The sequence below is a fragment of the Yinghuangia sp. ASG 101 genome, assembly GCF_021165735.1.
Taxonomy (GTDB): domain Bacteria; phylum Actinomycetota; class Actinomycetes; order Streptomycetales; family Streptomycetaceae; genus Yinghuangia.
Genome location: NZ_CP088911.1, coordinates 4,178,817 through 4,200,506 on the forward strand (window position 1 = coordinate 4,178,817; position 21,690 = coordinate 4,200,506).

Annotated in this window: 20 protein-coding genes; 9 read left to right on the top strand and 11 right to left on the bottom strand. The window is 70.8% G+C overall.

Annotated features, from left to right (window positions below; all coding sequences use genetic code 11):
• Nucleotides 1–76: 76 nt before the first annotated feature.
• The 3 genes from gnd to dnaA form a co-directional block, all read right to left on the bottom strand.
• Nucleotides 77–970 (bottom strand): phosphogluconate dehydrogenase (NAD(+)-dependent, decarboxylating), encoded by an 894-nt coding sequence (gene gnd / locus LO772_RS17900; RefSeq protein WP_269453049.1) that lies wholly within the window; start codon nucleotides 968–970, stop codon nucleotides 77–79.
• Nucleotides 971–1,065: 95 nt separating this feature from the next.
• Nucleotides 1,066–2,196 (bottom strand): DNA polymerase III subunit beta, encoded by a 1,131-nt coding sequence (dnaN, locus tag LO772_RS17905; protein ID WP_231773034.1) that lies wholly within the window; start codon nucleotides 2,194–2,196, stop codon nucleotides 1,066–1,068.
• A gap of 962 nt (nucleotides 2,197–3,158) precedes the next feature.
• Nucleotides 3,159–5,237 carry a chromosomal replication initiator protein DnaA gene (gene dnaA / locus LO772_RS17910; protein ID WP_269453050.1) on the bottom strand — a complete coding sequence of 693 codons (2,079 nt, stop codon included), beginning with the start codon at nucleotides 5,235–5,237 and terminating at the stop codon, nucleotides 3,159–3,161.
• 471 nt (nucleotides 5,238–5,708) lie between these two features.
• Here dnaA and rpmH point away from each other — a divergent pair, with 471 nt between their 5' ends.
• The 8 genes from rpmH (at nucleotide 5,709) to LO772_RS17950 (ending at nucleotide 11,774) form a co-directional block, all read left to right on the top strand.
• On the top strand, nucleotides 5,709–5,846 hold the full coding sequence (gene rpmH / locus LO772_RS17915) for a 50S ribosomal protein L34 (protein ID WP_010849920.1): 138 nt from the start codon (nucleotides 5,709–5,711) through the stop codon (nucleotides 5,844–5,846).
• A gap of 29 nt (nucleotides 5,847–5,875) precedes the next feature.
• Nucleotides 5,876–6,316 (top strand): ribonuclease P protein component, encoded by a 441-nt coding sequence (gene rnpA, locus LO772_RS17920; protein WP_231773035.1) that lies wholly within the window; start codon nucleotides 5,876–5,878, stop codon nucleotides 6,314–6,316.
• The gene (gene yidD, locus LO772_RS17925) at nucleotides 6,313–6,651 is read left to right on the top strand and encodes a membrane protein insertion efficiency factor YidD (protein ID WP_231773036.1); all 339 of its coding nucleotides are present in this window, start codon (nucleotides 6,313–6,315) and stop codon (nucleotides 6,649–6,651) included. Before rnpA ends, yidD begins: the two co-directional genes overlap by 4 nt.
• A gap of 2 nt (nucleotides 6,652–6,653) precedes the next feature.
• Complete coding sequence (yidC, locus tag LO772_RS17930; RefSeq protein ID WP_231773037.1) at nucleotides 6,654–7,880, top strand: membrane protein insertase YidC; 1,227 nt, start codon at nucleotides 6,654–6,656, stop codon at nucleotides 7,878–7,880.
• Nucleotides 7,881–7,989: 109 nt separating this feature from the next.
• Nucleotides 7,990–8,541, top strand: a complete 552-nt coding sequence (locus LO772_RS17935; protein ID WP_443089282.1) for a Jag family protein — start codon at nucleotides 7,990–7,992, stop codon at nucleotides 8,539–8,541.
• 68 nt (nucleotides 8,542–8,609) lie between these two features.
• A complete protein-coding gene (rsmG, locus tag LO772_RS17940) occupies nucleotides 8,610–9,359 on the top strand; it encodes a 16S rRNA (guanine(527)-N(7))-methyltransferase RsmG (protein ID WP_443089283.1) in 750 nt (249 codons plus the stop codon).
• 313 nt (nucleotides 9,360–9,672) lie between these two features.
• Nucleotides 9,673–10,680, top strand: a complete 1,008-nt coding sequence (locus LO772_RS17945; protein ID WP_231773039.1) for a ParA family protein — start codon at nucleotides 9,673–9,675, stop codon at nucleotides 10,678–10,680.
• On the top strand, nucleotides 10,677–11,774 hold the full coding sequence (locus tag LO772_RS17950; RefSeq protein WP_231773040.1) for a ParB/RepB/Spo0J family partition protein: 1,098 nt from the start codon (nucleotides 10,677–10,679) through the stop codon (nucleotides 11,772–11,774). Before LO772_RS17945 ends, LO772_RS17950 begins: the two co-directional genes overlap by 4 nt.
• A gap of 98 nt (nucleotides 11,775–11,872) precedes the next feature.
• Here the strand turns inward: LO772_RS17950 and LO772_RS17955 are convergent, their stop codons facing one another.
• Together LO772_RS17955 and LO772_RS17960 are read right to left on the bottom strand one after the other, a co-directional pair.
• On the bottom strand, nucleotides 11,873–12,826 hold the full coding sequence (locus LO772_RS17955) for a D-alanine--D-alanine ligase family protein (RefSeq protein ID WP_231773041.1): 954 nt from the start codon (nucleotides 12,824–12,826) through the stop codon (nucleotides 11,873–11,875).
• Nucleotides 12,827–12,930: 104 nt separating this feature from the next.
• Nucleotides 12,931–14,253, bottom strand: coding sequence for an aminotransferase-like domain-containing protein (locus LO772_RS17960; protein WP_231773042.1), 1,323 nt, complete (start codon nucleotides 14,251–14,253; stop codon nucleotides 12,931–12,933).
• A 204-nt stretch (nucleotides 14,254–14,457) separates the two neighbouring features.
• Between LO772_RS17960 and LO772_RS17965 the strand changes: the two genes are divergently transcribed.
• The gene (locus LO772_RS17965; protein WP_231773043.1) at nucleotides 14,458–14,652 is read left to right on the top strand and encodes a hypothetical protein; all 195 of its coding nucleotides are present in this window, start codon (nucleotides 14,458–14,460) and stop codon (nucleotides 14,650–14,652) included.
• Between the two features lie 123 nt (nucleotides 14,653–14,775).
• On the opposite strand, the gene LO772_RS17970 is transcribed toward LO772_RS17965, so the two are convergent.
• The 6 genes from LO772_RS17970 to LO772_RS17995 form a co-directional block, all read right to left on the bottom strand.
• Nucleotides 14,776–15,948 (bottom strand): N-acetylmuramoyl-L-alanine amidase, encoded by a 1,173-nt coding sequence (locus LO772_RS17970; protein WP_231773044.1) that lies wholly within the window; start codon nucleotides 15,946–15,948, stop codon nucleotides 14,776–14,778.
• Between the two features lie 228 nt (nucleotides 15,949–16,176).
• Nucleotides 16,177–16,500, bottom strand: a complete 324-nt coding sequence (gene trxA / locus LO772_RS17975) for a thioredoxin (protein WP_231773045.1) — start codon at nucleotides 16,498–16,500, stop codon at nucleotides 16,177–16,179.
• Nucleotides 16,501–16,632: 132 nt separating this feature from the next.
• Complete coding sequence (trxB, locus tag LO772_RS17980) at nucleotides 16,633–17,586, bottom strand: thioredoxin-disulfide reductase (RefSeq protein WP_231779610.1); 954 nt, start codon at nucleotides 17,584–17,586, stop codon at nucleotides 16,633–16,635.
• A gap of 155 nt (nucleotides 17,587–17,741) precedes the next feature.
• Complete coding sequence (locus LO772_RS17985; protein ID WP_231773046.1) at nucleotides 17,742–18,836, bottom strand: hypothetical protein; 1,095 nt, start codon at nucleotides 18,834–18,836, stop codon at nucleotides 17,742–17,744.
• The gene (sigM, locus tag LO772_RS17990; RefSeq protein WP_231773047.1) at nucleotides 18,833–19,489 is read right to left on the bottom strand and encodes an RNA polymerase sigma factor SigM; all 657 of its coding nucleotides are present in this window, start codon (nucleotides 19,487–19,489) and stop codon (nucleotides 18,833–18,835) included. The genes LO772_RS17985 and sigM overlap by 4 nt, the downstream gene beginning before the upstream one ends.
• Nucleotides 19,490–19,558: 69 nt before the next feature.
• Entirely contained in the window at nucleotides 19,559–21,622 is a 2,064-nt protein-coding gene (locus LO772_RS17995) for a serine/threonine protein kinase (protein ID WP_231773048.1), read from the bottom strand.
• Nucleotides 21,623–21,690: the final 68 nt, after the last annotated feature.

Consider the following 21,690-nt stretch of genomic DNA (forward strand, 5'->3'; position numbering starts at 1 on the left):
CGATGCGGCGCGCGGCGCGCCGGCCTCCCCTCACTCGGATTTCCAGGACCGCCCCGAACCACCCTGGGGACGACGGCTACTCGTTGGTCTCGACCGCGTGGCCGCCGAACTGGTTGCGCAGCGCCGCGATCATCTTCATCGACGGCGAGTCGTCCTGCCGCGACCCGAAGCGGGCGAACAGCGAGGCGGTGATCGCCGGCAGCGGCACCGCGAGGTCGATCGCGGCCTCCACCGTCCACCGGCCCTCGCCGGAGTCCTGTGCATAACCCTTGAGCTTGGCCAGGTGCTCGTCGTCGTCGAGTGCGCGGACCGCGAGGTCGAGCAGCCACGAGCGGATGACGGTGCCTTCCTGCCAGCTGCGGAACACCTCGCGTACGTCGGTGACTTCGTCCGACGCCTCCAGCAGCTCCCAGCCCTCCGCGAAGGCCTGCATCATGGCGTACTCGATGCCGTTGTGGACCATCTTCGCGAAGTGGCCGGCGCCGATCTTGCCGGCGTGGACGAAGCCGGAGTCGCCCTCGGGCTTGAGCGCGTCGAAGATCGGCCGCACCTTCGCGACGTCGTCGGCGGTGCCGCCGCACATCAGCGCGTAGCCGTTCTCCAGGCCCCACACACCGCCGCTGACGCCGCAGTCGACGAAGCCGATGCCGTGGTCGGCGAGGGTCTTGCCGTGCGCGATGTCGTCCGTCCAGCGGGAGTTGCCGCCGTCGACGACGACGTCGCCGGGGGAGAGCAGCCCGGCGAGTTCGGCGATGGTCGACGCGGTGGCGGGGCCGGCGGGGACCATGACCCACACGACGCGCGGGGCGGCGAGGCTGTCCACAAGGGCCTTGAGGCTGTCCACATCGGCGACGTCGGGGTTGCGGTCGTAGCCGATGACGGTGTGGCCGGCGCGGCGGATCCGCTCGCGCATGTTGCCGCCCATCTTGCCGAGACCGACGAGTCCGAGCTCCATGTCCTGCTTCCTCACAATCGCTGCCCTGATACCGATGGCCTGCCGCCGCGCGGAACGCCGGGCGCCCGCGGCAAGCCGCGGGCGACGCTCGTGCGGACCACGTCGGCGGCTCAGCCGGAGAGCCGGACCGGCATGATCAAGTAGCGGTATTCGTCGGTGGCTTCGGCGTCCATGTCGGGCTTGCCGGTCATCACCGCGGGCTTCGTGGACGTGGTGAACGAGAGCTGGGCGACGGGCGAGTCGATCGCGCTGAGGCCGTCGAGCAGGAACGCCGGGTTGAACGCGATCGAGATGTCGTCGCCGGTGAGCGTCGCGTCCAAGGCCTCCGAGGCCTGCGCCTCGTCGCCCGAGCCCGCCTCGAGGACCAGCCCGTCGCGGCTGAAGCTCAGCCGGACCGGGGTGTTGCGCTCGGCGACGAGCGACACGCGCTTGACGGCGTCGACGAACGACGCGGTGCCGATCGTCGCGACCGTGGCGGACTCTCCCGGGAACAACGCGCGGTACTTGGGGAATTCGCCTTCCAGCAGACGCGTGGTGGTACGCCGCCCGGAGCCCTCGAAGCCGATCATGCCCTCGCCGAGCTTCTCGCCGGCCAGGGCGATCTGGACGGTGTCACCGGTCGTGAGTGCTTTGGCGGTGTCGTTGAGCGTCTTCGCCGGGACCAGCGCGATCGACGACAGGCCGGGCTGCTCGGGCTTCCACAGGAACTCGCGGACCGCGAGGCGGTAGCGGTCGGTCGCGGCGAGGGTGACGGTGTCGCCCTCGATCTCGATGCGGACGCCGGTGAGCATCGGCAGGGTGTCGTCGCGGCCGGCGGCGACGGCGACCTGGGCGACCGCGGCGGCGAACACGTCGCCCGGCACGGAGCCCGCCGCGGTGGGCATGTCGGGAAGCGACGGGTAGTCCTCCACCGGGAGGGTGGGGAGGGTGAACCGCGCGCTGCCGCACAGCACCGCGACCTTCGCACCGTCTGTGGACACCTCGACGGGGCGGTTCGGCAGGCTGCGGCAGATGTCCGCGAGGAGGCGGCCGGAGACCAGGATGCGGCCCGCGTCCTCGATGTCGGCCTCGATGCCCACCCGGGCCGAGACCTCGTAGTCGAAGCTCGACAGGGTCAGCGTCCCGTCGTTCGCCTCGAGAAGGAGCCCGGCCAGGACGGGAACGGCGGGCCTGGCCGGGAGGCTCCGGGCGGTCCACGCCACCGCGTCCGCCAGAACGTCACGCTCGACCCGGAACTTCACCGGTCACCGCCTCCTGCTGCTGCCGCTGCCTGATGTCGGGCACTGGATGTGTGCCCACAGTCTGACGCACCGGGCCGACAGCCCGCTCGCACCCCTCACGGCGGCGTGGTCCACAGATCGGCGCCCACCCCACCATTAGCCGACCAATCCCAGGGTTATCTAGGTAGTCGTAGTAGTAGGGGGTGTGGATACCGTGGATAACCCCTGTTTTCGCAGGTCAGAGCAGGTTTTTTATCCACCTGAGGGGTGTGGGTAACCGGTGGACAACTCCCCCGTGGCTGTGGACGGCGAAATCCGCTCCACAGGCCGTCCCCAGGCTTACCCCCACTTGTCCCCACTCAATCCCCAACTTGAGTGGTGGTTGTCCCCATGGTTCGTCCGGTCCGGGAAGGCCGCCAATCACCGGATCGGGTGACCGCGGTCGTTCTGTGGACAGATCGGTGGACAACCTGGGGAAAACCGCGCCGATGCAGTGGACAAGCAGTGGACAACGCCCGTACGTCTGAGGGGAACACGACCGGGTCAAGTGTTATCCACAGATTGTGGATGACGGCCGTGCACAGATCCCCAACCAGTTGACCTGCGTGTTCCTGTTGGGCGTACCCAGCCCTTGTGGGTAAGTGCGGCTGTGCACAGTGTTTCGCATGGTGTGGACGACGATTTCGAGCGTAGCCCGTGGAAAAACCGGGCCCGCCAAACATGATGAGATGAAGGTCACACGGCAACCGACTGGATGTTCGCGATGACCGAGGCTCCGCCGGGTCGCGAAGAGGTCGCGAAGGCCGCCCGCACGACGATGCGAGCGCTGTCCCCAGCCTGGGGACAGCGCTCGGAGAGACTGGTGTGGGACGCGGAATCCGGCGGCGCGGCGTCGGCCTGTGCACGGCGCGGCCGGGGGGAACAGAGCGGGAAACGACGAGACTTCCGGTATCGCCGGAGCCGAGGGCGCTGCCTGTGGCGCGCTAGCTCTTGATGCGGTTGGTCAGCTCGGTGACCTGGTTGTAGATCGAGCGGCGCTCGGCCATCAGCGAGCGGATCTTGCGGTCGGCGTGCATCACCGTGGTGTGGTCCCGGCCGCCGAACTGCGCGCCGATCTTGGGCAAGGACAGGTCGGTCAGCTCACGGCACAGGTACATCGCGATCTGACGGGCGGTCACGAGCACGCGGCTGCGCGACGTCCCGCACAGGTCCTCGACGCTGAGGCCGAAGTAGGACGCGGTGTGCGCCATGATCGTGCCGGCGGTGATCTCCGGGCCGGCGCTGTCCGGGATGAGGTCCTTCAGCACGATCTCGGTGAGCTGGAGGTCGACCGGCTGCCGGTTCAGGCTCGCGAACGCCGTGACGCGGATGAGCGCGCCCTCCAGTTCGCGGATGTTCCGCGAGATCTTGCTCGCGATGTACTCGAGGACGTCCGGCGGTGCGTTCAGGCCCTCCTGGATCGCCTTCTTCCGCAGGATCGCGATCCGCGTCTCCAACTCGGGCGGTTGGACGTCGGTGATCAGGCCCCACTCGAAGCGGTTCCGCAGCCGGTCCTCCAGCGTCACGAGCTGTTTCGGCGGGCGGTCCGACGAGATGACGATCTGTTTGTTCGCGTTGTGCAGTGTGTTGAAGGTGTGGAAGAACTCCTCCTGGGTCTGTTCCTTCGTCTCCAGGAACTGGATGTCGTCGACCAGGAGCACGTCCACATCGCGGTACCGGCGGCGGAAACCGTCGGCCTTTCCGTCGCGAATGGAGTTGATGAACTCGTTGGTGAACTCCTCCGAGCTGACGTACCGCACGCGGGTGCCGGGATACAGGCTGCGCGCGTAGTGGCCGATCGCGTGGAGCAGGTGGGTCTTGCCGAGGCCGGACTCGCCGTAGATGAACAGCGGGTTGTACGCCTTGGCCGGGGCCTCGGCGACCGCGACGGCGGCGGCGTGCGCGAAGCGGTTGCTGGAGCCGATGACGAACGTCTCGAACAGGTACTTGGGGTTGAGGCGTGCGGCCGGTTCGTTCTCCTTGCCGGCGGGCACGTGCTCGCGGCCGGTGCCGGCCGCCGGTTCCCGTCCGGTCCCCGGTCGCGGTGCGGGGCCGGGAACGGTCGTGGGGCGCACCGGGGACGGCGGGCCCGTGCGCTCGCCGGGGCCGTGCCCGGCCCCGTCCACAAAGCTGTGGACGGGCGACGCCGAGAAACCGCCGTCGGCATAACCGCCGCGCGGGGCGATCAGATCGTCGCGTCCGGAGAAGAGGGTGCCTTCCTCCGCCGCGATCGACAGGCCCGGAGCGTGGTCGTCGTCGCCGGAGCCGCCTCCGCCCGGCAGTTCCGGGCTGGAGGTCTTCTGGGCGGGCAGCGCTCCCGGCGAGTGCTCGGCGTCGTGGCCGCCCGGGGCGCGGTGCTCGTCGGGGGGAAACGGCGCGGGACGGTAGGCGGGTTCGCCGCCGTAGCGGTGCTCGGACGCGTACGGGTCCTGGCCGTAGCGGGCGGGGGCGGGGTAGCGGTCGCCCCCGTAGCCCTGGTCGTACCGGTCCTGGTCGTACCGGTCCTGGTCGTAGCGGTCGCGCTGGTCCTGCGGGTACCGCGGGCCGGGGTAGCGGTCGTGGCCGTAGTCCTGGCCGTAGGGGGCGGGCGCGGTGTACGGCTCGGGCCGGTAGGGAGGCTGGCCGTACGGCTCGGCGCCGTAGGGCTCCTGCCCGTACGGCTGGTCCTGGGGATACCGGTCGTCGGGAGGTGGATAGCGCTCGTGCGGGAACTGCTGCTGCGGTGGCGGCGAACCGTAGGGCGCCGGGTCGCCGCCGGCCCCCGGCTCGACGGTCACCGCGAAGGTGATGGCCCGCCCGAAGCCCTGGCTGAGCGTGTCGGTCACCAGATGTCGCAGCCGTCCGTCCAGCACCTGTTTGGCGAATTCGTTGGGGGCCGCCAGCAGCACCGTGTCCGAGATCAGCGCGAGCGGCTGCGTCCGCTGCAGCCAGCCCTTGTCCTTCGCCTCGACGCTTTCGTCCGTGGCGAGGCGTTCCAGAAACCGTGCCCAGACCGCGGCGAGGTCACTGGTGATGTCGGCCACGGTTGCACGCTCTTTCTTGCGTTGGATCGGGGCGTGGGGGCGATCGGCGACGCGGCGATCGTGCGGCGATCGGGAAGCGGTGTCTCCGCGGTGGGCTGGTGGTCGTCGGTCCGGCGAGCAGAACCCACCACGGTAGTCGTCGCCCCGGCCCCCGCTCAACTTGTTGTCCACAGGCTGTGAATAGTGGGTTCGCACCCCCGGAAAGCCGCGGAAAGGCCAGGCGAAAGCCCGCGGTAACCCGTTGTTCGCACCCCTTCCCGGCGGTCGTCGGATCCGGTCGGCTACGGTGTCGGCCGCGGGGGCGGATCCCTCATTTGACCGCAGCGGGCTTTCGTACGTACCGTGGGCCGGTCTAGTTGTCGACGACCGCTGCCGCATGTCCGTAAACGAACCAGCAGACTGCATGTTGCGGACGTACGGTGATGGCCGGCGGCCTTCCGCCAGCCTCCGAGTCAATCCTGGAGCCCCCGAGTGAGCAAGCGCACCTTCCAGCCGAACAACCGTCGCCGGGCGAAGACCCACGGGTTCCGGCTGCGCATGCGCACCCGCGCCGGCCGCGCCATCCTGGCTGCCCGCCGCCGCAAGGGTCGCGCCGAGCTGTCCGCCTGACCTTCGGTGCGGAGAGGGGTCGGTTCACCGTGCTCCCTCCCGCAAACCGGCTGAGGCGTCGTGACGAGTTCGCGGTCGCGGTGCGGCGGGGACGCCGTGCCGGGCGGCCGTCGCTCGTGGTCCACATCGCCCGCAGTGCCACGGACCCGCACACGTCCGCAGGGGAGCCCCTGCCGCCGCGTGCGGGTTTCGTCGTGAGCAAGGCCGTCGGTCCCGCGGTGGTACGCAACCGGGTCAAGCGCCGGTTGCGGCATCTGGTCCGGGACCGTCTCGACGCGTTGCCGGAAGGTAGCCTGGTCGTGGTACGCGCCCTGCCGCCCGCGGCTGCCGCAGCACACGCCGACCTGGCTTCCGACCTGGATGCGGCACTGAGTCGACTTCTCGGTCGTTCCCAGGAGACACGCGCGGCGCCGAAGCCGTCGGGTGACACCGCGGCCCGGACCGGGGCCCAGCCAAAGGCGAGGCCATGAAGTATCTGCTCATGGGGCTCATCAGGCTCTACCAGTGGACGATCAGTCCGATGCTGGGGCCGGTGTGCCGGTTCTACCCGAGCTGTTCGCGCTACGGGTACGAGGCGATCTCGACGCACGGCGCGATCAAGGGCACCTACCTGACCGTGTGGCGCATCCTGCGCTGCAACCCCTGGAACGCCGGCGGAGTCGACCCCGTGCCGCCGCGTACTCGCCGCCCATGGCGTCTCCGGTCCTCCGGGACAGCCCCCGAGGCGCAGAAGACCTCCCGTACGTGCACCTCTGATCACGCCGACCATGTGCACGGTACGCACACCATCGCCCGAGGAGCTTGACCGTGGGGCTACTTAATCCCCTCTACGACGCCGTTTCCTGGATCATCCTGCAATTCCACGCGCTGTTCAGCCCGATTTTCGGCAAGGGCAGCGGATGGTCCTGGGGCCTCGCCATCGCGTGCCTGGTGGTCGTGATCCGGATCTGTCTGATCCCGCTGTTCGTGAAGCAGATCCGGGCCACCCGGAACATGCAGATCCTGCAGCCCAAGATCAAGGAGATCCAGAAGCGCTACAAGGACGATCGTGAGCGCCAGTCCCAGGAGATGATGAAGCTCTACAAGGAAACGGGCACCAACCCGCTTTCGAGCTGTCTCCCGATCCTTGTGCAGATGCCGTTCTTCTTCGCGCTGTTCCACGTGCTCAACCGCGTGTCGCAGGGCAAGACGGTCGGCGTCCTCAGCCAGAGCGACGTCAACAGCGCCAAGGAAGCGCACATCTTCGGCGCGCCGATCGCCGCGAAGTTCCTGGACTCGGCGTCCGAGGTCGCCAAGCTGGGCGCGGACCTCAGCACCGTCCGCATCGTGACGGTCGTCATGATCGTGATGATGTCGGCGTCGCAGTTCATCACGCAGCGCCAGTTGATGGTGAAGAACACGGATCCCACCGCGATGGCCGCGAACCCGTTCGCGCAGCAGCAGAAGATCCTGATGTACGTCTTCCCCATCATGTTCGCGGTCTTCGGCATCAACTTCCCCGTGGGTGTCCTCCTCTACTGGCTGACCACCAACCTGTGGACCATGGGCCAGCAGATGTACGTGATCCAGCGCAACCCCACGCCCGGCAGCATCGCGTTCCAGGCACGCCAGGAACGGTTGGCGGAGAAGGCCCGCAAGCAGGGCAAGGTCCTCACTCCGGAAGGCGATGTCGTCGACGCCGAGGAGTACGAGCGCAAGCAGGCCGAGGAGAAGGAGCGTGCCGCCAAGCGCACGCAGCCGAGCCGTACCAGCAAGGCCAAGCGCAAGAGCGGCGGCCCCCACGGCCCGGCGCCGCAGCGTTCCACGGTGAAGGGCTCCACGGCCCGGACGCCTCCGTCGGGCAAGAACGGCACGCCGCCCGCCGACAGCGACGCGGCGGAGTCGGCCGACACCGGCGGCAGCGCGAACGGCCGGAGTGGGCAGGCCCGCCAGAACGGCCAGAACGGCCAGAACGGCCAGAGCCGACCGGCCGCACGCAAGCAGACCCAGAGCCGCAAGCAGGCGCAGAGCCGCAAGGGACGCAAGAAGTCCTGACCGGGGCCCCTCGCCGCCCACCGGGCCGCCCCGGCCCGGCTGCCTTCCCGGGCCCCGGGAAGACTCGAAGCGTCATGAAGCGTCATCCGAAGCGTTAAGGAGTACCCCTGTGACGGAAGGCAAGACCCCCGCCGTCGAAACCCCCGCGACGCCGCGGCGCATCACGCTGACCGCGGAGGATGTCAGCCGTCTGGAGCAGGAGGGCGAGATCGCGGCGGACTACCTTGAGGCCCTGCTCGATATCGCCGATCTGGACGGCGACATCGACATGGACGTTGAGGGAGGCCGCGCCTCGGTGTCGGTGATCGCCGGCGAGGAGGCCGACACCCCCGCCGGCGACCTCACCAGGCTCGTGGGCCGCGACGGCGAGGTCCTGGAGGCCCTCCAGGAGCTGACCCGTCTCGCGGTCCACCGCGAGACGGGCGAGCGGAGCCGCCTGATGCTCGACATCGGAGGCTTCCGCGCCAAGCGTCGCCAGGACCTCGCTCGGCTGGCCACCGAGACCGTCGAGCAGGTCAAGGGGTCGGGCGAGCCCCTGAAGATGAAGCCGATGACCCCGTTCGAGCGCAAGGTCGTGCACGACACCGTTGCCGAGGCCGGGCTGCGCAGTGAGTCCGAGGGTGAAGAGCCGCAGCGCTGCGTCGTCGTGCTTCCGGCTTGATCCGGCCCATCGAATCCTTCGCCGTCGGCCCCGCCTGGAAAGGCGGGGCCGAGGCCGTTCCTGGGAAGATGTTTCACGTGGAACATGACAGCGGGCGCGAACCCGCCGACAAGGCCCCGGAAGCACCGGAGGCCGCCGGCAGGCTGTTCGGCGACAACCTGGACCGGGCGGTCCGGTACGCCGACATCCTCGCCGATGCCGGGGTGCGCCGCGGTCTGATCGGTCCTCGCGAGGTGGAGCGGTTGTGGGAGCGCCACCTGCTCAACTGCGGGGTCATAGCCGAGCTGGTGCCGGAAGGCGCCGTGGTGCACGACGTCGGCTCGGGCGGCGGACTGCCCGGCATCCCCCTCGCCCTGGTGCGCTCCGACCTGCGCGTCACGCTGGTGGAGCCGCTGCTGCGCCGTACGACCTTCCTCGACGAAGTGGTCGACGAACTCGGGCTGGACAACGTCGAAGTGCTGCGTGGGCGGGCCGAAGAGGTGCGCGGCAGTGTGGAGTCGGACGTCGTCACCGCACGTGCGGTGGCTCCGCTGTCCCGACTCGCGGGCTGGGGCCTGCCGTTGCTGCGCTCGGGGGGCGAAATGCTGGCCCTCAAGGGCGACTCCGCCGCCGGGGAGCTTCGTGAGTCCTCCGAGGATCTGCGCAAACTCGGTGCCGTGGACTGGGAAGTGGTCCAGGTGGGCGGGGGCATTGTGGAGCCGCTGACGACCGTGGTGCGGGTGCGCATGGGGACGGTCGTGCGATCGCGCCCGCGGAGCGGCGGTCGCAGGTCCGCGCGGAAGGGGCGTGGCGGAGGGGTATCGCGCAGAAATGCGTGATTCGCCGAGAGCGGAGTGATTTGCCGGAGGGCCCGGTGTGTCGCGGGAAGGCATCGCGATCGCGCCGGGCATCGTGTTTCACGTGAAACGACTGCCGTGGAAGCGCAAGCGGGCCGCTCAGCTCGGCGTCCCGAAGGCTTCGAAGATCAAGCAGGTTCCCACCTCCCGCCCGGAGACCGCCCCGAACATGGCACCCTCTGAGGGTGTCGGCGGAGCGCGCGGCTCCGCCGGGGTCCTGGCAGCAGAGGAGAGTGGACCGTTGTCGTCCGACGTCACCGCCCCGGGACAGGGCGGGTCGGCAGGCGAAACCGCCTTGCCGACTCAGCCGCACGGGGGATTCCACGAGGCATCCACAGACCCGCTCCCGGGCCCGCGGGGTCCCGGGCGCGGCTCTTCCGACCCTGGCACCGTTTCACGGGAAACACCGGAAACCGAAGTGCCGTTGGTGGACGATACGCCGATCGCCCGAGCGGCCCGGCAGGCCGTCGAGACCATCGGGCGGGCGGCCGAAGGGCTGCCCCGGCCGCGCGAGACACGCGTGATGGTGGTGGCGAACCAGAAGGGCGGCGTCGGCAAGACGACGTCCACCGTGAACCTGGCCGCCGCGCTCGCGCTGCACGGCGGCCGTGTCCTCGTCGTGGACCTCGACCCCCAGGGCAACGCGTCGACCGCGCTGGGGATAGACCACCACGCGAGCGTCCCGTCGATCTACGACGTGCTCGTCGAGGGCAAGGACCTCGCCGAGGTCGTGCAGCCGGTCGTGGAGATCGAGGGGCTTTTCTGCGCGCCCGCGACGATCGACCTCGCCGGCGCGGAGATCGAGCTGGTCTCCCTCGTGGCCCGGGAGAGCCGGTTGCAGCGGGCCATCGCGGCGTACGAACAGCCGTTGGACTACATCGTCATCGACTGCCCGCCGTCGCTGGGCCTGTTGACGGTGAACGCGCTCGTCGCCGGGCGCGAGGTGGTCATCCCGATCCAGTGCGAGTACTACGCGCTCGAAGGGCTCGGGCAGTTGATCCGCAACGTCGAGTTGGTGCGCGGTCATCTCAACCCCCATCTCCACGTCTCCACCATCCTGTTGACGATGTACGACGCGCGTACCCGGCTGGCCGCGCAGGTCGCGCAAGAGGTGCGCGACCACTTCGCCGCCGAGGTGCTGAACACCGCGATCCCGCGATCCGTGCGCATCTCCGAGGCGCCCAGCTACGGGCAGACGGTGATGACCTACGACCCCGGATCCGCCGGTGCCTTGTCGTATCTTGAGGCGGCGCGCGAGATCGCGCTCCGGGGGATCGCCGCAGAAACGAAGGGGGCACAGTGAACGAGCGCCGCAGGGGGCTGGGCCGGGGACTCTCCTCGTTGATCCCGCCGGGAGAACCGGTCGCCGCGGCATCGGCGCTGTCGTCCACGGTCCCCGAGCCCAAGCCGTCGTCGACGTCGTGGCCCGTGGTGATCCCGGACCCGGCGGCCCCCGAGGACGACATCGCGGGGTCGGAGGCGGACTCCCCCGGCGCGTCCGACGGACCGGTCGACGGCGCCTACTTCGCCGAGTTGCCCGTCGACGCGATCGCCCGCAACCCGCGGCAGCCGCGCGAGGTCTTCTCCGAAGACGCCATGAGGGAACTGGCCCACTCCATCAGGGAAGTGGGACTGCTCCAGCCGATCGTCGTGCGGCAGACCGGCCCGGACGCGTACGAGCTCATCATGGGTGAGCGCCGGCTGCGTGCCTCGAAGGAGGCCGGACTCACCGAGATCCCGGCCATCGTGCGGGCCACGGACGACAACAAGCTGCTTCTCGACGCCCTGCTGGAGAACCTGCACCGGGCGGACCTCAACGCGATCGAAGAGGCGGCAGCGTACGACCAGTTGCTGCGCGACTTCGCGTGTACGCAGGAGGCGCTGGCCGACCGGATCGGCCGGTCCCGGCCGCAGGTGACCAACACGCTGCGGCTGCTGAAGCTGCCGCCGGAGGTCCAGGCCAAGATCCAGGCGGGCACGCTGGCGGCGAGCCACGCGCGGGCGCTGCTCGGGCTCAAGGACCCCCGCGAGCAGATCGATCTCGCGAAGCGCATCATCGCCGAAGAGCTGACGGTCCGGACGGTCGAGGAGATCGTGTTGCTCCGCAAGGCGGAGGAGCAGCGCAACGCGCCCGCGAAGCCCAAGCGCAGCGGGCTGCGGGCCGGCAAGCGTGTCTCCCCCGCACTCAGCGACCTCGCGAGCCGGTTGAAGGACCGCTTCGAGACCAGCGTCAGCGTCGACCTCGGACAGAAGAAGGGCAAGATCGTCGTCGAGTTCGCCTCGATCGAGGACCTTGAGCGCATCCTCGGCGTCATGGCTCCCGGCGAGGGCAGGCTGCTGGCCACTCAGCTCAGTCCGGCGCCGCAGAGCGCCGAGGAACCGAGCGCCGCGCACTGAGCGCCTGACGGGCGCTCACAGTGGAGACACGTACGAACGGGTGAGGCCCCGCGGACCATGTCCGCGGGGCCTCACCCGTTCGTACGCTCGCCGATGTTTCACGTGGAACGCGACACGGCCCGGTGCAGGAGTTCGCGGTACAGGACCCCGGCGTCGAGACCCGCCGCGGCGGTCGCCTGCGGGAGCAGGCTCGTCTCCGTCATCCCGGGGGCGACGTTGGCCTCCAGGAACCACGGGGTGCCGTCGGCGTCGACGATGAGGTCCGTCCGGGAGACGTCGCGCAGCCGCAGCACCCGGTGGGCCGTCAGAGCCGCCTGAGCGGCCTTCTCAGCCGCGTTCGGAGCGAGCCGGGACGGGACGAAGAACTCGGTCGTTCCGGCCGTGTAGCGGGCCGTGTAGTCGTACACCCCGGAATCCGGGATGATCTCGACGATCGGCAGCGCCTCGGCGCCGTTCCCGGTGTCCACCACCGACACCGCCACCTCGGTGCCCTGCAGGAAGGTCTCGACGAGCGCGACGTCGCCGTACGCGAACGCTCCGACCATGGACGAGGACAACTCCTCGACCGTGCGCGCCACCGAGGCGCCGAGTGCCGATCCGCCTCGTGTCGGCTTCACGAAGAGCGGCAGCCCCAGTCGCGCGACGATCGCATCCAGCACCGCCGAGGCCCCGAGGTCGCGGAACGTGTCGTGCGGCAACGCGACCGAATCCGGGGTGCGCACGCCGGCGGCCCGCAGCGCGGCTTTCGCCATCGGCTTGTCGAAGGCCAGCCGACAGGCGTCCGGCGGCGACCCCACGTAGGGAACACCGACCAGGTCGAGCACGTCGCGGATCGCGCCGTCCTCGCCGTAGGCGCCGTGCAGCGCCGGGAACACGACGTCCGGCCGATCGCTCGCCAAGGTGGCCAGCAGGCGCCCGTCGACATCCAGCACCTCGACGTCCACATCGGTCGCCCGGAGCGCGTCCGCGATGCGGCGGCCCGACCGCAGGGAGACGTCGCGCTCGTGGGAGAGCCCGCCGGCGAGTACGACGACGCGGCCGAGGTCGCTCATCCGTGGTCCTTTCGGGAGGGGGTTCGAGGGCATGTCCGCTCCATGCGTTCCGTGTGTTTCCTGCGCGCCCCGTGTTTCACGTGAAACATGGCGAACGGGTGGAGTCAGGCGAGATCGGGACTGGGCGCCTGCGAGGTCGGCGAGTCCGCGCCCGGCAGCGAGCGGCCGGGCGGGGTGCCGAACATCGTCCGGAGTTCCAGCTCCTGCGCGATGACCGAGGCGAGTCGGCGCACGCCCTCGCGGATCCGGTCGGGCGTCGGGTAGCAGAACGACAGCCGCATCGAGGACGCCCCGAACCCGTCGGCGTAGAAGGCCGTTCCCGGGACGTAGGCGACGCGCGCGGTGACCGCGCGCGGCAGCATCGCCTTGGCGTCGAGACCCTCCGGCAGCGTCACCCAGACGAAGAAGCCCCCGGCGGGATCGGTCCACGTCGTGCCGGGCGGCATGTGGGTCTTCAGCGCGTCGAGCATCGCGTCCCGCCGCTCGCGGTACATCTCGCGGTAGGTTTTGATCTGCGCCCGCCACGGCTGCGTCTCCAGGTACGCCGACACCGTCATCTGCGAGAAGACCGGCGGGCTGAGCACCGACGCCTCGGCCGCCAGCACGAGCTTCTCGCGGACCGCGTGTGGCGCCACCGCCCAGCCGACGCGGAGGCCCGGCGCGAACGTCTTCGAGAACGAACCGAGGTAGACGACCCCGTCGGCTTCGTCCGCACGCAGCGCGCGCATGGGCTCGCCGTCGAAGCCCAGCAGGCCGTAGGGGTTGTCCTCGATGATCAGCAGGTCGTGGCGCCGGCAGACCTCCAGGATCCGCGCACGCCGCTCCGGCGCGAGGCAGACGCCCATCGGGTTGTGGAAGTTGGGGATCGTGTAGAGGAACTTGGCCCGCTTCCCCGACTTGTGGACCGCGGCGATCGCGTTGTCGAGGTGCTCGGGGACCAGGCCGTCCTCGTCCATGCCGACGTGGACGACGTCCGCCTGATAGGACGCGAACGTCGACAGCGCGCCGACGTAGCTGGGCGCCTCGGCGAGGATGACGTCGCCCGGGTCGATGAAGACGCGCGTGACGAGGTCGAGCGCGTGCTGCGAGCCGACCGTGACCGTGACGTCGTCGGGATGCGCCTCGATGCCTTCGAGCCGCATGACCTCGCAGATCTGGGTGCGCAGCTTCTCGTCGCCCTGGCCCGAGCCGTACTGCAGCGCGACGGTGCCGCGCTCGGCGACCAGCCGCGCGACGGTGTCGGCGACGGCGTCCAGCGGCAGCGCGTTGATGTTCGGCATGCCGCCGGCGAGTGAGACGACCTCGGGCCGTGATGCCACGGCGAACAGAGCTCGGACCTCGGATGCCGTCATGCCGGCGGTGCGGGCGGCGTAGCGGTCGACGAAATTGTCGAGACGGGATCCGGGGGAGCTCTGCGGGACGTTCACGTACCGGCCTCCTTGAGGCGATGCGGGGCTTTGCTTCATCGAGTATGCGAAACGGACGGGCGGACCGCGGTGTGATTGCGGCCATAGGAGTGGCATCCGACGGCGCCGTTCGGCAGCGGTCGTGCTCCTCCCGGGCCGGCGACTACCATGCGTTCTGGCATGACCACCCATTCTGGAGGCCCGATGCGCTCGGTGCGATGGGTTATGACCGGCCTCGGTGTCGGCGTCGTCGGCGGATTCGTGGGAGGGCTGGTGACCGCTCCCCGTCCGGAGACGCGCCGTCGGCCCACGTGGTTGCCGGACGGCCCGGCGATTCCGCTGCGGGACCTGCAAGCGGCGGCGCGCGCGACCCGGGCGGAGCGGCAGCCCGCCGCGGTCGGCGAGTTGCTCGCCGACTGAGCCGCCCGCGCGAAACCGCGCGATGCGGCGGAGGGCGATGTTTCACGTGAAACGGTGATGGGCGGACCGGTTCGACACCGGCCCGCCCATCACCGTTTCGACGTCAGATCAACGCGCCGTGCCTCAGGTGAAGGCCGGAAGGCGGAGCATCCCCGTCGGCTCGTCCTGCTCGGGCGGCAGGTACAGGCGCTGGAGCGCGACGACGATCGACTCCGCCGCCCTGTCGCGGAACGCCGCGGTGGTCAGCAGCGCGGCGTCCTCCGGGCTGGTCAGGTAGCCGAGTTCGACGCGGACCGCCGGCATCCGCGTGCTGCGCAAAAGCGGCCAGGCCTTGCCGTGGGTTCGGCAGTCGACCATGCCCGTCCGGGCGACCAGTTCGCGTTGCACGAGCCCCGCGAAGCGTTCCCCCGTCGGTGAGCGCAGGCCGTAGGGGTCGCCGTCGCCGCCGCTGCCGTAGTAGAAGGTGGCGACCCCGCGTGCCTGCGGGTTGGCGTTGCGATCGGCGTGCAGCGAGATCACCAGGTCGGCGTTCGTGGCGTTGGCGAAGGCCGCGCGCTGCTCCTCGGCCACGATGCCCTCGCCGTCGAGCCCGCGCGTCAGGTAGGCCTGCACGCCCAGCGCGGACAGCCGCCCTTCGAGCCGCCGCGCGAGGTCCCAGACGACCTCCGCCTCGCTCAGGCCCTGCGCGATGACGCCGGGATCGGTGCCGCCGTGCCCCGGATCGACCACCACGACCTTGCCCGACAGCGCGGGACCGGAGCGGTGGATCAGCTCGGATTCGCGCATCGCGTGCGGGTGGCCGCCGACCACGGTGCGGGCCAGGCGGTTGAGCGCGCGGAACGTCGCCGGGCCGCATGTGCCGTCGACCCGCAGGCCGTAGTTGCGTTGGAAGTCGCGCAGCGCCCGCTCGGTCTTGGCGCCGAGGATGCCGTCGACGCGACCGCAGTCGAACCCCATGTCGAGCAGCCGCCGTTGCAGAGTGGCGACGTCGTCGCCGATGAGCGCGTGGCTCACCGAGTAGCCGAGCACCCGGTCGCCGAGCCGCCATCGTGCCTCGTCGAGCTGGCGGTAGGTCTCCACGCCGACCACCCCGTCGACGGTGAGCGCCCGCTGCTGTTGGAAGTGGCGTATCGCGCCGTCCACCGCGTCGTCGAAGACCGCGTCGTCACCGCGGCCGTCGATGCCTTGGTCGGCACGGGCGTCTGCGGCGAGCAGGCCCAACTGGACCAGTTTGGCGCGGATCTCGGCGACGGCAGGTCCGGTGTCTCCGCGCCGGTACAGCCGCTGCAAGGTCATGAAACCGAATCCTCCCCGAGAGTGACGCGACACACGATCGTACGCGCACGGGGCCGAGAGCAAGCCGGGCGCGAACCGCCGGGGAGTCGACGCGGCCCGGGCCGCCCGGAAGCCCGCGGGCCGCTGCGCCCCCGGCCTCAACACGCCCGGAAGGCGCCCCCCGGTTCCGGGGGACGCCTTCGGTGGGTTTCGCCGCCGATGCCCGGGCGGAGCGGGACCCGACGCGGATCAGATGAACTCCGCCAGCTCCTTGAGCAGCATCGACTTCGGCTTCGCGCCGACGATGGTCTTCACGATCTCGCCGCCCTGGTAGACGTGCAGGGTCGGGATCGACATGACGCCGTAGCGGGTCGTGATCTCGGGGTTCTCGTCGATGTTCAGCTTCGCGATGGCGAGCTTGTCGCCGTGCTCCGCCGCGATCTGCTCCAGCGCGGGGGCGATCTGACGGCACGGGCCGCACCACTCGGCCCAGAAGTCGACGAGCACGGGCTTGTCGCTCCCGAGGACCTCCGTGTCGAAACTCTTGTCGGTCGTCTTGAAGATGTCGGCCATGAGCGCTTCCTTGTCGTCTGGGCGGGTGCCTGGGGGTGTCTGGGGCGGTGTCCGAAGCGGCGTCTCGGGCGGGTTTCCGAGGCCGGGGCCGAGCCTGGTGCCGCCGCGGGGTGCGCGACGGTACGGGGCTCGTCAGGCGGTGGCGTCCTCGCGGTGCTTGACGTCTTCGAGGTAGCGCTCGGCGTCGAGTGCGGCGGCGCACCCGCTGCCCGCGGCGGTGATGGCCTGGCGGTAGATGTGGTCGACGACGTCGCCGCAGGCGAAGACACCGGTGATGTTGGTGTGCTGCGTGGGGTGGGTGACCTTGACGTAGCCCTCGTCGTCCAGGTCGATCTGGCCCTTGAGCAGCTCGGTGCGCGGCTCGTGGCCGATGGCGATGAACAGGCCGGTGATCGGCAGGTCGCGCAGCTCGCCGGTGACGGTGTCGCGGAGTTTCACGCCGGAGAGCTTGCCGTCGCCCTGGATCTCGGCGACCTCGCTGTTCCACGCGAACTTGATCTTGTCGTTGCCGAACGCGCGCTCCTGCATGATCTTCGACGCGCGCAGCTCCTCGCGGCGGTGGATCACCGTGACCGTCTCCGCGAACCGCGACAGGAAGGTGGCCTCCTCGATCGCGGAGTCGCCGCCGCCGACCACGGCGATGTGCTGGTTGCGGAAGAAGAACCCGTCGCAGGTGGCACACCACGAGACGCCGCGCCCGGACAGCTCCTTCTCGTTCGGCAGCCCCAGCTCGCGGTACGCCGACCCGGTCGCGAGGATGACGGACCTCGCGCGGTGCACGTTGCCGGCACCGTCCTTGACGACCTTGACGTCCCCTTCGAGCTCGGCCTCGACGATGTCGTCGGCGACCAACTCGGCGCCGAAGCGCTCGGCTTGCCTGCGCAGGTTGTCCATCAGGTCGGGGCCCATGATGCCCTCGGGCCAGCCGGGGAAGTTCTCCACGTCGGTGGTGTTCATCAGCGCACCGCCGGCGGTGACCGCGCCTTCGAAGACCAGCGGCTTCAGGTCGGCACGCGCGGCGTAGACGGCGGCCGTGTACCCGGCCGGACCGGAACCGATGATGATCACGTTGCGGACGTCGCTCACGCTGGGTCCCATCCCTGCTTCTCGTCGAGCCGCCCGGGTGGGGGCGGCGATGCCGGTGGTTGCGGAGCCACCCCCGAGGACGGGTTGCGGCACTGTCCGCAGAACCGATCCTAGGCGCGCGTAATTCCCATCCGGACCCACCGCCGGGTCACCGCTCAGCGCAGGGGCACCGTGCCGCTGTAGAGCACCGGGCCGGGCTTGACGGCACCCATCGAGGGCGCCGCGCTCGCGGTGCCCGTCCCGGACGGGCTCCGGGTCGACTGGGCCCCGGGAGGCGCGGCGTCGGAGCCGTTCCCCGATTCGCTCGGCTCGGCGCACGCCGCGTCGACGATCGCCACGCGGGCGCTGTCGTCGTCCGGTCCGGCGAAGACGAGGACGTACGCGACCTTCCCCTCGAAGCGCGCGCGTTCGGCCGCGGTGGGGGTGCCCCGGCCGGGGACGACGGCGGAGACGCAGGCCGGTACGTCGACCGGGTGCGTGGGCCGGGGTGCGTCGTTGCCGCCGCCCGGCGTACCGGTCGCCGCGGACTGTTTCCCGATCAGGGCGTCGACGCGCTCGGTCAGGTTCGTCCGGGTGTACTCGGGCAGGGCGGGCACGCTCGGCGCCAGGGAGCCGGAGGCATAGGGCGGGGAGTCGGCGCCGCTCTCCGCGTCGTGGGGAGCGGAACTTGTCCTCGGGGCGCTCGCACTCCCTGGGGCGGCGTCGTTGTTCGAGGACTCCCCTCCGAAGCCGCCGCCGATGCCGACACCGACGACCACGGCGGCCACCGCGGCGGCGAGCAACCAACCCGTCGTGCGTCGGCGGCGGCGCCGGGCGGAGGCCAGGTGCGCGACAGGCGGCGACTGCGGGGGCGCGGGCGCGGCCGGCAGCCGCGGCGGGGGCAGCGACCCCAGGTCGAGCCCGGGACGCGGCGGAGTGACGGCGGCCGGTGAGGGAGCCGGGAGGGCCGCCGGGACCGGCACGGTGGTCAGGCCGTCTTCCCGGGCCGCCTCCGCGAGCGCCGCCTGGATCCCGGCGAAGACGTCGTCCGGCATCGGCTCGGCGGGCTGGGAGCCGAGCAGGTCGCGGGTCCCGGCGAGCGCGTCGCGCGTGTCGCGGCAGTCCGCGCAGGACGCGATGTGCGTCTCGGCGGTCTCGGCCGCGGCGGCGCCGAGGAGGCCTTCGACCAGATCGGAGAGGACGTCGACGTCGACGTGCCCGTCAGGGCCGTCGGGGCCGCCGGGAGCGACCGGGGGATCCTGCGGCGTCATCGCGTCACACCTCCGTCCTGGTGCGTGGTGGTCCCGTCGTCCGTCGGTCTGACGGGCGGCCCTGCGGCGTGGTTCCCGTTGTGGCCCGCGTCGCGCAGATGGCGTACGAGCGGCAGCAGGCGCGCGCGTCCTCGGGCGCACCGGCTCTTGATGGTCCCCGGCGCGACGTCGAGCACTCGGGCGGCCTCGTCGACGGGGTAGCCCTCCATGTCGACCAGCACCAGAGCGGCCCGTTGTTCGGCCGGCAGCTTCGCCAGCGCGGCGAGGAGGACCGCGCGCGTCTCCCCGCGCACCGCCGGGTCCTCGCCGGCCGAGGCGGGGATGCGCTGGTCGAGGTCGTCGGGCAGCGGAACCGCCGGTCGCGCGGCCTTGCGGCGGGCGCGGTCCAGGCACGCGTTCACCACAATGCGGTGCAGCCACGTCGTGACGGCCGAACGCCCCTCGAACCGCCCCGCGGCCCGGTACGCGGAAACGAGCGCGTCCTGGAGGGCGTCGGAGGCCTCCTCGCGGTCCCCGAGCGTGCGCAGCGCGACGGCCCACAGGCGGTCGCGGTGCCTGCGTATCAGCTCCCCGAAGGCGTGCGGGTCCCCGGACGCGTGCCGGGAGAGCAGTTCCGCGTCGGCGACGTCGGCGTACGCGGACTCGGTGCTCACGATCACCCCCGGCGGCTGGATTTCCCGGGGGTCATCCTGGCACGTGGACCGTGTGCGCCGTCGGCCGGATCATCCGGTGAAGCCGATCTCGTTGATGCCGTTCTTGAGACCGGGCTGGCTGAACTCGTCGGAAGGCTGCTGGGGCAGCGCGGTGAACCAGATCAGCACGTAGCGGGTTTTGACCGGTTCCTTCAGGTCGACCGTGTACTCCGCGCCCGACTCGCTGTGCACCGTCCCGACGGTCCGGAAGGCGTTCTCGCCGCCCGGCGCCGAGTTGGGCCTGGCGGTGGCGTTCTCGGGGGCGGCCCGCACCTCGAACGTGGTCCCCGGGCCGGCGAACCGCAACAGGACGTCCACCGACTTGAGGTCCACTGTCTCCCCGAGGTCGTAGACGACGCCGAGGCCGGGCTTGAGCCGCTGGAGCTGGGGGTCCTGGTACGACTTGGTCCGCCAGCCGGTCGACGGGTTGCCGTCGTAGCTGTTCTTGACGCCGTCGACGTCCTGCCCGGCCCCGTAGGGGTCGAACTCGTACGCCCCGCGGACGGTCAGCGGCTTCGGCTCGGCCGCGGGTGGCGCGGGGGCCGGGCCCGGGGTGTCGTTGTCGGTGCTGACGGTCGGCGCGGGGTCGGGCTTGTCGTCCTTGTCGCTGTTGACGTGTGCGGCGATCTGCCACGTCGCCAGGATCACCGCGACGAGCACGATCACCGACACCAGCACCTTGACGGCCTGGCCGACGCCGCCGCCCAGGGCCGGAGGCGGCGGGGAGGCGGCGGGGCGGAAGGCCGTGGGCGGGCGGTGGCCCGGGCCGCCCTTGTCGAGCATCGCGGCCGGGGTGTACTCGTCGTCGAAGTCCGCGCCCGCGGCACTGACGGGGACGGTCGGCTCGGGCGGCAGCACGGGAGGTATCGCCAAGAGCGCCGTGACGATGTCCTCCGCCGTGTCGAACGGCGGCTGGTTCTTGTACTCGTGGCCGAGCGCGCGCATCGCGATGGCTTCGAGTGGCCCGTGGACGTGCGCCTTGACCTGTCCGGGCGTGCACAGCCGCGTGCCGTTGCGCGGTGCCTCCGGCAGGCCGAACGCCTTGCCGTCGGGCCACCTGCGGGCCAGGCAGGCGTACAGCAGCGAGCCGATGGCCCGGGTGTCGTCACGTGCCGCGTCGGTGGTGTCGTGGCCGTAGAGGGCCGCCTCGACGGACAGGCCGACGATTTTGTACTGGCCGGTGTGCATGCGCAGGACGTTCTCGGGGTCGAGCCGCAGGTGCGACAGCCCCGCGCGGTGGGCGACCGACATCGCCTCCGCGACCGACCGGACCATCTCGTACGACTCGTGCGGCGGCAGCGGGTTGACGGCCAGCAGCGACGCGAGGTTGTCGGCGTCCGGGAGCCATTCCTTGACGACGTAGACGAGGCCGTCTTCCTCGGCGGTGTCGAGGACGTGCACGAACCTCGGGTCGCCGACGAGTGCCGCGGCGCGGGCCGCGGCCGTGACGCTGCGGGCGTGTTCGCTGCCGGCCGCGACGATGTGGATGCCGACCGCGCGGCGCAGCTTCTCGTCGACGGCCCGCCACGTGACGCTCTTGCCGCCCGAACTGAGCTTGTCCTCAAGGCGGTAGCGGTCGGCGAAGCGGGTGCCCCGCGGGACGTCCGCGACGTTGCGGCCGGCGGGGAGGCGCTCGGTGGCGGCGTTGCGCGCGGCGGAGGCGGGGGCAGGGGACGGGGGCGCGGGGGCCGGTGCGGCCTCGGCGTCGGTGCCGTCTTCGCCTGCGGCTTCCGGGATTTCGTCGTCCTCCGCGATGAAGTCGCCGGAAGGCGCACTCAGTTGCGTGGGTTGTCCGGTATTGTTCGACGAACTCGCCGAATCGGCCGGGGGCGTGGAGGGGGTGGAGACGGCGACAACTTCGTCGGAGGATTCCGCTTCGCCGGCGGAAGCGGGCGAGGCGGCCGCTTTCTCCGGTGTCTCCATGGTGAGTTCGTCCGCGGTTTCCTGGGAGTCCCCGGTGTCCCGGGCCTGTTGACCGTCCCGGACCTCTGGGGTCTGCTGGGTTTCCGGGGCTTCTTCCGAGCCGCCCGGGCCTTCGACGGAGCCGGAAGGGCCGTCCGCCATCTGGACGGAACCCGCGGTTCGGTCCGTCACCGTATTCTCACCCTCCTCGTTGCCCCGCCCCATCGTATGAGCGAGAAGGCGCGGCACCTAGCCCGCCC

What these genes read in the sequence shown, in the direction of transcription:
- LO772_RS17965 (WP_231773043.1), top strand. Translation starts at nt 14,458, where the DNA reads ATGACCGGCCTCGGTGTCGGCGTCGTCGGCGGATTCGTGGGAGGGCTG.
- rsmG (WP_443089283.1), top strand. Translation starts at nt 8,610, where the DNA reads ATGTTTCACGTGGAACATGACAGCGGGCGCGAACCCGCCGACAAGGCC.
- LO772_RS17955 (WP_231773041.1), bottom strand. Translation starts at nt 12,826, where the DNA reads ATGAGCGACCTCGGCCGCGTCGTCGTACTCGCCGGCGGGCTCTCCCAC.
- trxA (WP_231773045.1), bottom strand. Translation starts at nt 16,500, where the DNA reads ATGGCCGACATCTTCAAGACGACCGACAAGAGTTTCGACACGGAGGTC.
- LO772_RS17985 (WP_231773046.1), bottom strand. Translation starts at nt 18,836, where the DNA reads ATGACGCCGCAGGATCCCCCGGTCGCTCCCGGCGGCCCCGACGGCCCT.
- LO772_RS17970 (WP_231773044.1), bottom strand. Translation starts at nt 15,948, where the DNA reads ATGACCTTGCAGCGGCTGTACCGGCGCGGAGACACCGGACCTGCCGTC.
- yidD (WP_231773036.1), top strand. Translation starts at nt 6,313, where the DNA reads ATGAAGTATCTGCTCATGGGGCTCATCAGGCTCTACCAGTGGACGATC.